Here is a 12,949-nt window from a genome sequence, read left to right as displayed (position 1 = left end):
GTTTAAAGATCAAAGTCAAAAGATCGCAGCCTCGTTTCACTCGACAGCTCCTACAGGCTTCTACGGCCTCACATTGGTGAGTTTTATCTATCAATCAACCTTAAAAATCAACTTAACAAATGAATACGTCAGCGCGACACTCACTTCCACTACGGCTAGCCAGCCGCCCACAAAGAATAAAAGAGGTGCATATGGCAGGTTTCGACAAGCGCGTGAGTTCCTATGAGGAAGCTCTGGCAGGTCTTGAAGACGGCATGACCGTGATCGCCGGCGGCTTCGGCCTGTGCGGGATCCCGGAAAACCTGATCGCCGAGATCAAGCGCAAAGGCACCCGTGACCTCACCGTGGTTTCCAACAATTGCGGCGTCGACGGTTTCGGCCTCGGCGTGCTGCTGGAAGACCGGCAGATCAAAAAAGTAGTGGCCTCCTACGTTGGCGAGAACAAACTGTTCGAAGACCAACTGCTCAAAGGCGAAATCGAAGTCGTCCTGACCCCGCAAGGCACCCTCGCTGAAAAAATGCGCGCAGGCGGTGCCGGCATCCCCGCTTTCTTCACCGCCACCGGCGTCGGCACCCCCGTTGCCGATGGCAAGGAAGTGCGCGAGTTCCATGGTCGCCAGTACCTGATGGAAGAATCCATCACCGGTGACTTCGCCATCGTCAAAGGCTGGAAAGCCGACCATTTCGGCAACGTGATCTATCGCCACACCGCCCAGAACTTCAACCCGCTGGCCGCCACTGCCGGCAAGATCACCGTGGTCGAAGTCGAAGAAATCGTCGAACCCGGCGAGCTGGACCCGTCGCAGATCCACACCCCTGGCATCTACGTCGACCGGGTCATTTGCGGCACGTTCGAGAAGCGCATCGAACAGCGCACCGTGCGTAAGTGATCCCCAGCCCCCGGACCTGAAGGAAAAACAACAATGGCACTTTCCCGCGAACAAATGGCTCAACGCGTCGCCCGCGAAATGCAGGACGGCTTTTACGTGAACCTGGGCATCGGCATTCCGACCCTCGTCGCCAACTACATCCCTGAAGGCATGGAAGTCATGCTGCAGTCGGAAAACGGCTTGCTCGGCATGGGCCCCTTTCCTACTGAAGAAACCATCGATGCCGACATGATCAACGCCGGCAAGCAAACCGTGACCGCGCGCATCGGTGCGTCGATCTTTTCCTCGGCCGAGTCCTTCGCGATGATCCGCGGCGGTCATGTCGACCTGACCGTGCTCGGTGCCTTTGAAGTGGACGTGCAAGGCAACATCGCCTCGTGGATGATCCCCGGCAAGCTGGTCAAGGGCATGGGCGGCGCGATGGACCTGGTGGCCGGTGCAGACAACATCATCGTCATCATGACCCACGCGTCCAAGGACGGTGAGTCCAAGCTCCTGTCCAAATGCAGCCTGCCGCTGACCGGCGCCGGGTGCATCAAGCGTGTGCTGACCGACCTGGCTTATCTTGAAATCGAAAACGGCGCGTTCATTCTCAAAGAACGTGCGCCGGGCGTCAGCGTCGAAGAGATTGTCGCCAAGACCGCCGGTAAACTGATCGTGCCGGATCACGTTCCGGAAATGCAGTTCGCTGCCCAGTGAGGAATCATTCCATGCAAGAAGTCGTCATTGTCGCCGCCACCCGTACTGCCATTGGCAGTTTCCAGGGTGCCCTGGCGAATGTTTCCGCCGTTGACCTCGGCGCTGCGGTAATCCGTCAGTTGCTGACGCAAACCGGCCTGGACGTTGCTGAAGTCGATGAAGTGATCATGGGCCAGGTGTTGACCGCCGGTGCCGGGCAGAACCCTGCGCGTCAGTCGGCGATCAAGGCCGGCCTGCCGTTTACCGTGCCGGCCATGACCTTGAACAAGGTCTGCGGCTCGGGCTTGAAAGCCTTGCACTTGGCCACCCAGGCGATTCGCTGCGGCGACGCCGACGTGATCATTGCCGGCGGACAGGAAAACATGAGCCTGTCCAACTACGTCATGCCCGGCGCGCGCACCGGTCTGCGCATGGGTCACGCACAAATCGTCGACACCATGATCAGCGACGGCCTGTGGGATGCGTTCAACGATTACCACATGGGCATCACCGCCGAGAACCTGGCGGAGAAGTACAGCCTGACCCGCGAGCAACAGGACGCTTTCGCCGCGGCCTCGCAGCAGAAAGCCACGGCCGCCATCGAAGCCGGGCGTTTTGCCGATGAGATCACACCGATCCTGATTCCTCAGCGCAAGGGCGATCCACTGTCCTTCGCCACCGATGAGCAGCCACGCGCCGGCACCACCGCTGAAGCGCTGGGCAAGTTGAAACCGGCCTTCAAGAAGGACGGTTCGGTGACCGCCGGTAACGCTTCGTCCCTGAATGACGGCGCCGCCGCCGTGATCCTGATGAGCGCCGACAAAGCCAAGGCGCTGGGCCTGCCAGTGCTGGCGAAAATCGCTGCCTACGCCAACGCGGGCGTCGACCCGGCGATCATGGGCATCGGCCCGGTGTCGGCGACTCGTCGTTGCCTGAGCAAGGCCGGCTGGTCCATCGACCAACTGGACCTGATCGAAGCCAACGAAGCCTTCGCCGCGCAATCCCTGGCGGTGGCCAAGGACCTGGAATGGGACTTGAACAAGGTCAACGTCAACGGCGGCGCCATCGCCCTCGGTCACCCGATCGGTGCGTCGGGCTGCCGGGTGCTGGTGACCTTGCTGCACGAAATGATCAAGCGTGACGCCAAGAAAGGCCTCGCCACCTTGTGCATCGGTGGCGGTCAGGGTGTAGCGCTGGCGATCGAGCGGGCGTAAAGCGTTCAACAGACTGCGCGGGGACCCACGAAGAACCGCGCGGTCTGGCAAAACACCCGGTGTGTGACTCATGTCGCACCGGGTCCTACAGTTCAAACATCTTTGCTGCGCCGCTTACTGTGTAGCAGCTGGCGAAGCCTGCGTTCGGCTGCGCAGCAGTCGTGAACTCAGGCAATGCGGTGTATCAGAAAGACCATGTACTCAGGTTTCACGACTGCTGCGCAGCCGAACGCAGCCTCGCGCTGCTCGGCAGCTGCTACGGGTCGTGGTTTCAGGCAAATTTCACCAGGTTCAGCGTGGGCAACGGCCCTCCCGGAAACTGCGCCAGTCGCGCGCCGACACTCAATTCTCCAAGATCAATCCCGCAGAAGCCCAATCGCTCGGTCAACCCGATCACTTGAGCGTTCGCCTCAGCGTCATCACCCGAGACAAACAGCACCCGCTGCCCGCCCTCCGCTGCCGGATCGCTCTCCAGCAACCGCGCCGCCAGATGATTGAACGCCTTGACCACTCGCGCACCCGGCACCCATTTGGCAAACACTTCGCTGGACATCCGCCCCTGCAAATCCACGGCTTTGAACGACGGCGCCTCGATCGAATTGTTGGCATCGATGACAATCCGCCCTTCAAAATTCGGCAGGCCCGCCAATGCCGTCGGTAATTTCGACCAATTGACCGCCACCAGCACAATGGCCTGTGCGGCCGCTTCTTCACGGGTGCCGGCGCGTGCCGTCGGCCCGAGGTCTGCCACCAGCGAAACCAGTGTTTCTGGCCCACGGCTGTTGGCGATAACAACTTCAATGCCTTTGCGTGAAAGCGCCCGGGCAAAGGCTGAGCCGATGGCGCCGGCGCCGATGATTCCAATGGTGTTCATGATTGTTCACTCCAAGGGGTTGTCGTTGGCGTGAATACTGCGCTTGCCATTAGCGCTTGATTAGACGGTAATGCCCTGAATGATTTTCAAGCATTGCTTTCAGGTGTCAACCATGGAAACCCTCGCCAACCTTGAGTCTTTTGTCCGCAGCGCCGAGACCGGCAGCTTTTCTGCGGCGGCACGTTTGCTCGCGCTGACTCCCGCCGCCGTCAGCCGCAACGTGGCGATGCTGGAACGAAATATCGGTGTGCGGCTGTTCCAGCGCTCGACCCGCCACCTGTCGCTGACCGAAGCCGGCGAACGTTTTCTGGCGGGCATCGGCAGTAATCTGCAGGCGTTGCAGTCGGCGATCAGCGCCGTGAGCAGCGATCAAGGTGAACCTGCCGGGGTGCTCAAAGTCAGCCTGGCGCCGACGTTTGGCATCAGTCATGTGCTGCCGTTGCTGCCGGAATTCCTCAAGCGATACCCGCTGGTCAAACCGGAATGGCACTTCGAAAACCGTCAGGTGGACCTGATTGCCGAGGGGTACGACGCGGCCATTGGCGGCGGTTTCGAGTTAACGCCCGGGGTCATCTCTCGAACATTGGCGGCGGCGCACATCGTGGCCGTGGCTTCACCGGGCTACCTTGCGCAACACAGCCTGCCCGACAACCCGGCAGACCTGGCCCGATTGCATGGCATCGTGATGCGCGGCACCCGCACCGGACGGATCCGGCAGTGGGTCATGCAGGATGGTGCGGGCAATGAGGCGCAGGCGATTTTGAACGAAAACATCGTCCTCAACGACCCGGCCGCCATGCGTGCGGCGGCGATCCTCGGTTTGGGCGTGTCGCTGCTGGTATTGCCGGACGTGGCCGCGAATATCCAGCGCGGCGAACTGGTGCGCCTGCTGCCCGATTGGCATGCCGACGCGGGGCCGATTTCGTTGTACTACCCGAGCCGGACGTTGATGCCGGCCAAGACCCGGGTGTTTATTAATTTTGTGGTGGATGCATTTCAAAGGTAAACCGCGTCATCGTTCATCGCGAGCAGGCTCACTCCCACAGTGGATTTGTGTCGTACATCAAACCTGTGGGAGCGAGCCTGCTCGCGATGAGGCCAGCGCGGTCACCCCAAAAACTGGAAGATCAACCAGCTATTCGCCCCGCTGATCACCACAAACAACCCCCACGCCAGTACCCGAGTCGGCCAGCGATTCACAAACGCCCCCATCAATGCGTGATCGTTGGTCATGCGAATCAACGGATACAACGCGAACGGCAACTGCAAACTCAGCACCACCTGACTTAACACCAGCAGCTTGCCAATCGCGTTGTCGCCCATCAGCCAGACGCCGATAAACGCCGGGATCAACGCTAGCCCCCGGGTAATCAGCCGCCGTTGCCAGCAAGGAAGCCGCAGGTTCAGATAGCCCTCCATGATCACCTGCCCGGCGATGGTCCCGGTAAACGTCGAACTCTGCCCCGAAGCCAGCAGAGCCACCCCGAACAACACGCTGGCCAAGGCGCCGCCCACCAGCGGATCGAGCAAGTGGTAGGCGTCCTGGATGTCCACCACGTCGGTATGCCCGCTCTTGTGAAACGCCGCCGCGGCGAGGATCAGGATCGCCGCGTTGACCAGCAGCGCCAGCGCCAGCGAACCGATGGTATCGATCCGCGCCAGTTTGACCGCGTCCTGCTTGCTGGCCAGGTCCTTGCCGATCATTCGGGTCTGTACGATCGAGGTGTGCAGGTACAGGTTATGCGGCATCACCGTGGCCCCGAGAATGCCGATGGCCAGGTACAGCGGCGCGGCATCGCCAAGGACGGACAGGGATGGCGTAAAACCACGGGCCACGTCCGGCCAGTACGGCTTGATCAGCAGCAACTCGACGAAGAAACACACGCCGATGGTGCTCACCAGCACCAGCATGATCGCTTCCAGTCGGCGGAAACCGCGGTTTTGCAGGGCCAGCACCAATAGCGTGTCAAACGCAGTCAGCGCGATACCGACGGTCAGCGAACAGCCCAGCAGCAGATGGAAGGCCAGCGCACAGCCGAGCACTTCCGCCAGGTCGGTGGCGATGATCGAGATTTCCGCCAGCAGCCATTGAGTCCGCGCGGTCCGCGTGCTGTAGCGTTCCCGGGACAGTTGCGCCAGATCACGCCCGGTGGCGATGGCCAGGCGCGAACACAAACACTGCACCACCATCCCCGCCAGACTCGCCAGCAGCACCACGAACAACAGGCTGTAACCAAACCGCGAACCCGCCTCGATGGCGGTCGCCCAGTTGCCCGGGTCCATGTAGCCGATGGACACCAGCAAACCGGGGCCGGCAAAGCGCAGGACCCGTTTGAAGAACGACGCACGCGGGTCAACGGCGACGCTGCCGGCCACTTCCGGAGGACAGAACGGCGCCGTGCCGACTTTAGGCAAACTGAATTTCACGCACACATCCGTCGACAGGTGGAAAAGCGCAGCTTAGACGTTTCAGCCTGTGCGCCCAAGGGGCAAATGCCCGGGTATCAGGCGCCGTGTCGACGGAAGAACAACGTCACCTGCCCTAACTCAACGCCGAACTTGGTCATGGCGGAGCGGTTAGCCATGGTGTTTTCGTCCAGCAAGTACATCCAGTCGTCGAAATGCACCTGGTAGACCTTGTCGTCCACCGGCAGGCTGAGTTCATAGCGCCAATGCAAAGCGTTGCCGGCCACCTCACCGCGGGATTCCCCGATCACATCGCAGGCCGTGCCGCGCCAACGGCCTGGACCGTCAGGGTACAACGTCCAGACGCGGGTCTGTTTCGTGCCGTCACTGTAGGTAAAGGCTTCATGCATGATCAGATTCTGGCCGTCCATTCGACTGTTGATCAGCACATGAAAGCGTTTGATCACCTCGCCCGAGCGTTTCTGGAACATTCCCCAGCCATCCACTCGCCCGACGAAGAACCCGGGCAGATCGAGCTTGGGGGTTTGCTCGCTGTAGCGCTGCACATCAACGCTGCAACCGGCCAGGCAGACGAACAACACCAGCAGCAGTTTCTTCAGCATGTCAGGCACCTCAAGGATTGGCGCTGCCCAGCAACTGCTGGCGCAACTCGGGATTACGCGTGCGTGGGTCGAGCCAGATAGCGAAAAAGGCCCGGGCGAATTGCGGGTCTTTCACGTCGTGTTGCGGCTGCTGGCCGACAAAGAACCGCGCGCCCTGTCCCGGCAAATAAATGCCAGTAATGCGGGTGCCGGCTTTTACATCGACGAACGACTGTTGCATCTGCACCTTCCAGCGCTCGAGCTGCTCGGTGCTGACCGAGGCGCCGGACAATCGCTTGATTTCATCGACACTGGCCTGCACCAGATCATCGCGGGAAATGCTGCGTTGATAGATCAGTTCCAGGGCAAACGGCTGGTCCAGCGCCAATGGCCGTGCCGCACTCCAGAGCCGGGCGTTGTAGACATCAAACCCAAACACCCGAAACTCGCCGGCGCCGATGATCTGCGCGCCGGGCAATGCCTCCTGCCAATTGGCCAGGGCCTGGGTGCCTAACAATCCCAGCAACAACACACTGTGGTGCAGGCGAAATCGGGGTCTGTTCATCGCGTTCTTTTCACCGTGGGCATCTGCTAAAAACTTATACGCAAAGTATCTGTTTGTACAATTATTTGGCCGAAAGCTTTGTATACAAAATCCATCATTTTCTAGAGCAATCCAACGTCCGCGGTGCTAACGTTGGCGCCTCACTCAGGTCGGAGACGCGTGCGTGTTGATCCTCAAACTGCTGGTGATTCCTGGTTTTCTGTTGCTGATTTCCCTTGCGGGCAAACGCTGGGGCCCGAGTGTGGCCGGTTGGCTGTCGGGGTTGCCGGTGGTGGTCGGGCCGATTCTGTTCTTCCTCGCCATCGAGCAAGGCGAAGTGTTTGCCGCGCAGTCAGCGACGGCGGCGTTGTCGGCGATGTTCGCGATGATTGCCTTCTGCGTAACCTACGCCCAGGTCGCTCAACGGGCAGGATGGCCATGGGCGTTGACGATTTCACTGCTGGTCTGGGCGACCGTGGCGGTGGTGCTGTCACTGATTCCGCCCTCGCTGGCGTTCTCGGTGATCGCGGCTGCCACCGCACTGCTGGCGGCGCCATACCTGTTCCCCAGCGTGCGACCCATCGTCGCAGGCCCGGCACCGAAGTCCGACAAACTGCTGCTGCGCATGATTGCCGGCGCCCTGCTCACCCTCGCCGTGACATTACTCGCCAGCACCGTCGGCGAAGGCTGGAGCGGCCTGCTCGCAGTGTTCCCGGTGCTCGGCAGCGTAATGGCGGTGTTTTCCCAGCAAACCCGCGGCCCGGCCTTTACGGCCGCGCTGCTGCGGGCGACGGCGACCGGGATGTATTCGTTCGCAGCGTTTTGCCTGGTGTTGGCGCTGGCGTTGCCCGAGATGGGCATGAGCGCGTTTGCGCTGGGGGTTGCGGTGTCCGTGGGGATGCTGGGAATCACCAGGCGCTTGCTGGCGCGACCGGTCAACCCGACGACCGCGGCTGGACGATCAGCGATCAAACGCTAAGCTTCTTCACATCCAGAGGGCCAGGATGTCGCCCGCTACGTGCTGAAGGAACAGACATGAGCCTCACAACGTCCCTCGTCCGTACCCCCCACTCAGCCACCGCCGTGGGTGTGATCGCGATATTTCTCTGGTCCTGCCTGGCGCTGTTGACCACCCTCACCGAAGGCATTCCACCCTTTGAACTGCTGACGCTGAGCTTCGGCATCGCATTTGTGGCGAGCCTGGTGATTCTGGGTCGACGCGGGATCGCCGGCTTCAGAAGCTGGCGACAGCCCTGGGCCGTTTGGGCGACCGGGTTCGTGGGCATTTTCGTTTATCACGCGTTGTATTTTTTCGCGCTTAAAGTCGCCCCGGCAGCCGAGGCCAGCCTGATCAACTACCTTTGGCCACTGTTGCTGGTGCTGCTCTCGGCGCTTTCGGCCGGGGAAAAGCTGCACAAACGGCAAATGCTTGGCGCGCTGCTGGGGCTGGCCGGCACGGCGTTTATCATGCAACAACACGGCCCGGAGGCTGGCGCATCGATGCCTATCGCCGGTTATCTCGCGGCCTTCGGCTGTGCGCTGATCTGGGCTGGTTATTCGGTGATTAACCGACGCTTCAGCAACGTGCCCAGCAGCATCATCGGAGGGATCTGCGGTATGTCGGCCGTGTCCGGCCTGATCTGTCACCTGGCCTTTGAAACCACGGTGCTGCCTGATCCCGGCCAATGGACAGCGATTGTGGTGCTCGGCCTCGGGCCGGTCGGGATGGCATTTCTGGCCTGGGACCACGCCACCAAACACGGCAGTCTGGCGACACTGGGGGCGCTTTCCTACCTGGCGCCGCTGATTTCGACGTTATTGCTGATCGGCGTGGGACGTAGCCATGCCGGTCCGATCCTGATCGTCCCCGCGGTGTTGATTATTGCCGGGGCGGTGATCGCTACATCACGAGCAAGCGAAAAGGCCCCCACAACACGTTCGATCGTTTCGAACGAGTAGAGCAAAAACCTCGTACGTCAATCGAACGGGTTTGCCCCACCATCAGCCTCAGTTCCTAACCCACTGACTGAGGCCTACACCATGAAGTTCTTTTTCCACCCTTCGCCGAACCCGATGAAAGTTGCCCTGCTGCTTGAAGAACTGCAGACGCCCTACGAATTGATCGGCGTTGATACCTTCAAGGGCGAGCAACATTTACCAGCCTTTCTGGCGATCAACCCGAACGCCAAGGTTCCGGCCCTGATCGACGGTGATGCCACGGTGTTCGACTCCCAGGCCATCCTGCTGCACCTGGCGCAAACGCATCAGCGCTTCCTGCCAACCTCTGTCGCCGGCCAGGCCGAGCTCCTGTCATGGCTGATGTTCATCGCCACCGGCCTGTCGCCGTTCTCGGGCCAGGCCGTGCATTTCCTGCACCACGCACCGGAAGACCTGCCCTACGCGAAAAACCGCTACCTCAAGGAAGTCGAACGCCACTACCGCGTGCTCGATCAGCGCCTGGCCGATCATCAATACCTGGCCGGCGACACCTACAGCATCGCCGACATGGCGCTGTGGGGCTGGGCCAGCTACGCGCATTACATCCTCGGCGAGAACGGTTTGGCGGCCTACCCGAACGTCAAGCGTCTGTTCGATGAAATCAGCGGCCGTCCGGCCGCCCAACGTGCGCAGGGTTTGAAAGAGAAACTGGTGTTGAAGGCCGAATTCGACGAAGAAACCCGCCGCAATCTGTTTCCGCAGAATCAGGCGCAGTAGTTTCTGGGCGCGATAAAAACAACCCGTCGCGCCGCACTCTTGTAGCAGCTGCCGAGCAGCGCGAGGCTGCGTTCGGCTGCGAAGCAGTCGTGAAATCAGGCACCGCGCAGTTTCAGTAATACCGTGCATTCAGGATTTACGACTGCTTCGCAGCCGAACGCAGCCTCGCGCTGCTCGGCAGCTGCTACAGGGCGGTGTGCGGGAGCTGCTACAAATCGTATTCCATGGGATGATTGCGGCGAATGCGCGATCATCCCTGGAGTTTCCGAATGTCATTGTTGAGTAAAAAAGCCGTTGTCCTGTTACTGACGGCGGCCGCCAGCCTGGGGGCCTTCAATGCCTATGCCGCCAAGGCCACTGCCAGCGACAAAGCGCCTGCACAAGTCGTCTCGATGCTCGGCGGCAAGTTCAAGTTCACCCTGCCCAAAGGCTTCATCGCCAACCCGTTGCCCGCCGGCGACGCGGCCACCGGCACCGCCGGGGCCACGGGCACCATGTACACCAATGAGGCCACCAAAACCGTGGTGATCGCCGCTGAAAACACCATCCCCGGTGGCGCCAACGTCAAGGACAACGACGGTCCGTTCCTCGACTCGGCCGCAGCCGACTTCGCCACCGAACAAGCCAAGGCGCTGCCGGACTTCACCAAGCTCAGCGAAAAAAGCCTGACCCAGAAAGGCACCGGCCTGGGCCTGCGGCAGATCGACAGCACCGCCACCCAGGGCGGCGGTAAAACCCTCGACACCACAGTGATGGCCGCGTCCAACACGCGCATGGCGATCGTTCAGGTGATTTCCCGCCTCAGCGACAATGGCGGCCACGAGACGCTGGTCAAACAGATCGTCACCGGCAAATAAGACTTACGGATTGAGGCGCTGCAACCAAGCGCTCAGATCCTGCATTTCGGTGGTACTGATGCTGTGGCCGACGCCAGGATAGGCGTGAAATTCAGGCTTGAGTGACAGGCTCTGCAACAGGCTGTCGGCCTCGGTGCCGTCGATGTAGGGCAAGCGTTTGTCTGCCGTGCCATGACCGATGAAGATCGCCAGCTTCTGGCGTTTTTCATCCGGTTTGAGTTCTGACCTCAGCACCGGCAGAATCCGCCCGCTCAGCGCCGCAATCCCGCCCACCGCTTCCGGATGACGCAGCGCCACCTCGTAGGACATGATCGCGCCCTGGCTGAAACCGACCAGGAACACCTTGTCGGGTTCAGTGTGATATTTCTTCGCTGCCTGTGCGATGAACTCCAGCAGCACCTGGCCGCTGGCCTTCAGATCATCGGTTTCACCGTTGTAGGCGCCCTGGCCTTTCTGACGAAACCACTGGTAGCTGCCCTCTTCCATCGTCTTCGGCGCACGCACGGACAGGAAGTTGTATTGCGCCGGCAGCTCATCCTTGATGCCGAACAGGTCCCCCTCGTTACTGCCGTAACCGTGGAGGAAAATCACCAAGGGCTGGTTGCGGGATTCGGGGTTGGCCTGCTCCAGGTACTTGAGCGGCAGATCGGTGTGCAGCGGGGTTTCAGCGTGGACGGTAGCGCAGGACAGCAGCGTCAGCAGAGCGAGAAACTTCAACATAAACCTTCCTTCATGGAGCGCAGGATTCGGGGGAGCCTAACACCACGAAGCTGCCGGGGCCTATTCGGTGCTGCTGATGCCGCCATCGTCGGAACGCCGCCCGGAGCCGGCTCGCTCCCACATTTGGAATGCATTCCCCTGTGGGAGTGAGCCTGCTCGCGATGAGGCCATGTAAAGTGCCGAAGACTTCGCAGTTAATCGTTAATCAGTTTCCCCACCCGAATCGGCTCTCGCCCCGCCACTTTCGCCTGCCATGTTCCCGGCTGCGTGTATCGCCCGCGATCAATCGCAAACAACACCCCGCTGGTCCCGGCGCGCACGGTGGTCACGCGATCGCTCAGCGGATCAACCACCTCAAACAGCGCATCGCCCTTCTCCACCCACTCACCCGAGTCGCGCAGAAAACTCACCACCCCATGATGCGGCGCGAACAGGTATTCGGTGCCCTCGAACGGCATGCCTTCGCAGCACTCGCTCGGGGCTGCAGGCCAGGTGCCATTGATGAAACCCTGCTCGGCGAGGAACCCCAGAATCGCTTCGCAATTGGCTTGGGCCTGATCGACCCGGGTGTCACCCATGCTGCCCAGTTCCAGCGTGGTCGCCAGGTTGGACGGCGGAATCGCCGCCTCGGGATAGGCCCGTGCCAGGCGCAACCACGGCGACGAACAGGATTCATCGAATGAACTGCCGCCGGAATCTTCACACAGCAAAGCCACTCCGGCCTTCAGGCGCGCCGCCAGGGACTGCCACTGCGGCCAGTGTTGCGGCAAGGCATACAGATGAATTGCCGCGTCGAAATCGCAATGCAGATCCAGGGTGATGTCGGCCTCGCATGCGTGGCGCAACAGCAAGCGGTGCATGGCTTCCAGCTGCGAGGCCGGCGCTGGCAAGTCGTCGAGGACCCTGCCCATGGTCTGGCGAATCAGCGCGATGTTGGCCTGCGCATCATTACCCAACCGGTCGCCAATCAACTCGGCCACCGGGGCGCTCAGTTCGACGAAGGAGCGGTTGAAGTTCTTGCCGCTGCCCAGTTCGAAGCGACCCATGTGGCTGCCTTGCAGGTGCTGGTCAAGGCCGATCGGATTGGCCACCGGCACCAGTTCGATCACGCCCTGCAACTGGCCCTGGGTTTCGAGTTCGGCCAGGCGCTGCTTCAGCTCCCATGCCGTGCGCATGCCGGGCAATTCGTCAGCGTGCAGGCTGGCCTGGATGTAGACCTTGCGGGTGCCGGCGCCATAACGAAACACGCTGAGGGTGCGTTCGGTGCCCAGGTGGCTCCAGGGCAGAGGATGGTCGATGCGTTGCATGGGAACTCCTGAATGTCTGAGCGGCGAAAATCACCTGTGGGAGCGAGCCTGCTCGCGATGGCGGTGTGTCAGACAGCAAATTTTCCACTGAAAAATCGCTATCGCGAGCAGGCTCACTCCTACAAGGGATCTCATTTCAACA

The 12,949-nt window shown here is 61.0% G+C and carries 14 protein-coding genes; 8 read left to right on the top strand and 6 right to left on the bottom strand.

All coding sequences use genetic code 11. The features are described 5' to 3' along the window. Positions 1–191: 191 nt before the first annotated feature. The 3 genes from ACA070_RS11705 to ACA070_RS11695 are packed head-to-tail and all read left to right on the top strand — an operon-like array spanning position 192 to position 2,782. Positions 192–890, top strand: coding sequence for a CoA transferase subunit A (locus ACA070_RS11705; RefSeq protein WP_131063187.1), 699 nt, complete (start codon positions 192–194; stop codon positions 888–890). A 33-nt stretch (positions 891–923) separates the two neighbouring features. Further along, positions 924–1,589 carry a CoA transferase subunit B gene (locus ACA070_RS11700; protein WP_010455523.1) on the top strand — a complete coding sequence of 222 codons (666 nt, stop codon included), beginning with the start codon at positions 924–926 and terminating at the stop codon, positions 1,587–1,589. A gap of 11 nt (positions 1,590–1,600) precedes the next feature. Next, positions 1,601–2,782 carry an acetyl-CoA C-acetyltransferase gene (locus ACA070_RS11695; RefSeq protein WP_497451243.1) on the top strand — a complete coding sequence of 394 codons (1,182 nt, stop codon included), beginning with the start codon at positions 1,601–1,603 and terminating at the stop codon, positions 2,780–2,782. 271 nt (positions 2,783–3,053) lie between these two features. On the opposite strand, the gene ACA070_RS11690 is transcribed toward ACA070_RS11695, so the two are convergent. Then, on the bottom strand, positions 3,054–3,656 hold the full coding sequence (locus ACA070_RS11690) for an NADPH-dependent F420 reductase (protein ID WP_497451242.1): 603 nt from the start codon (positions 3,654–3,656) through the stop codon (positions 3,054–3,056). A 112-nt stretch (positions 3,657–3,768) separates the two neighbouring features. Between ACA070_RS11690 and ACA070_RS11685 the strand changes: the two genes are divergently transcribed. Then, positions 3,769–4,662 carry a LysR family transcriptional regulator gene (locus ACA070_RS11685; protein WP_497451241.1) on the top strand — a complete coding sequence of 298 codons (894 nt, stop codon included), beginning with the start codon at positions 3,769–3,771 and terminating at the stop codon, positions 4,660–4,662. Between the two features lie 101 nt (positions 4,663–4,763). Here the strand turns inward: ACA070_RS11685 and ACA070_RS11680 are convergent, their stop codons facing one another. The 3 genes from ACA070_RS11680 to ACA070_RS11670 form a co-directional block, all read right to left on the bottom strand. Further along, the gene (locus ACA070_RS11680; RefSeq protein WP_497451240.1) at positions 4,764–6,083 is read right to left on the bottom strand and encodes an Nramp family divalent metal transporter; all 1,320 of its coding nucleotides are present in this window, start codon (positions 6,081–6,083) and stop codon (positions 4,764–4,766) included. A 77-nt stretch (positions 6,084–6,160) separates the two neighbouring features. Beyond that, a complete protein-coding gene (locus ACA070_RS11675; RefSeq protein WP_497451239.1) occupies positions 6,161–6,685 on the bottom strand; it encodes a DUF3833 domain-containing protein in 525 nt (174 codons plus the stop codon). Positions 6,686–6,695: 10 nt separating this feature from the next. After that, positions 6,696–7,229 carry a chalcone isomerase family protein gene (locus ACA070_RS11670; RefSeq protein WP_497451238.1) on the bottom strand — a complete coding sequence of 178 codons (534 nt, stop codon included), beginning with the start codon at positions 7,227–7,229 and terminating at the stop codon, positions 6,696–6,698. Positions 7,230–7,392: 163 nt separating this feature from the next. Here ACA070_RS11670 and ACA070_RS11665 point away from each other — a divergent pair, with 163 nt between their 5' ends. The 4 genes from ACA070_RS11665 (at position 7,393) to ACA070_RS11650 (ending at position 10,780) form a co-directional block, all read left to right on the top strand. After that, the gene (locus ACA070_RS11665; protein WP_497451237.1) at positions 7,393–8,187 is read left to right on the top strand and encodes a hypothetical protein; all 795 of its coding nucleotides are present in this window, start codon (positions 7,393–7,395) and stop codon (positions 8,185–8,187) included. 56 nt (positions 8,188–8,243) lie between these two features. Further along, positions 8,244–9,167: an aromatic amino acid exporter YddG gene (gene yddG, locus ACA070_RS11660; protein ID WP_497451236.1), complete on the top strand. Its 924-nt coding sequence runs from the start codon at positions 8,244–8,246 to the stop codon at positions 9,165–9,167. Between the two features lie 81 nt (positions 9,168–9,248). Continuing rightward, positions 9,249–9,923 carry a glutathione S-transferase family protein gene (locus ACA070_RS11655; RefSeq protein WP_497451235.1) on the top strand — a complete coding sequence of 225 codons (675 nt, stop codon included), beginning with the start codon at positions 9,249–9,251 and terminating at the stop codon, positions 9,921–9,923. A gap of 269 nt (positions 9,924–10,192) precedes the next feature. Then, positions 10,193–10,780 (top strand): DcrB/PsbP domain-containing protein, encoded by a 588-nt coding sequence (locus ACA070_RS11650; protein ID WP_497451234.1) that lies wholly within the window; start codon positions 10,193–10,195, stop codon positions 10,778–10,780. 3 nt (positions 10,781–10,783) lie between these two features. On the opposite strand, the gene ACA070_RS11645 is transcribed toward ACA070_RS11650, so the two are convergent. Together ACA070_RS11645 and ACA070_RS11640 are read right to left on the bottom strand one after the other, a co-directional pair. After that, positions 10,784–11,500, bottom strand: coding sequence for an alpha/beta hydrolase (locus ACA070_RS11645; protein WP_497451233.1), 717 nt, complete (start codon positions 11,498–11,500; stop codon positions 10,784–10,786). Between the two features lie 194 nt (positions 11,501–11,694). Further along, positions 11,695–12,807: a succinylglutamate desuccinylase/aspartoacylase family protein gene (locus ACA070_RS11640; protein ID WP_497451232.1), complete on the bottom strand. Its 1,113-nt coding sequence runs from the start codon at positions 12,805–12,807 to the stop codon at positions 11,695–11,697. Positions 12,808–12,949: the final 142 nt, after the last annotated feature.

It is taken from the genome of Pseudomonas sp. LBUM1678, from assembly GCF_059695575.1.
The sequence above is the reverse complement of the archived record's forward strand: the minus strand, read 5'-3'. Positions and strand labels throughout refer to the sequence as shown.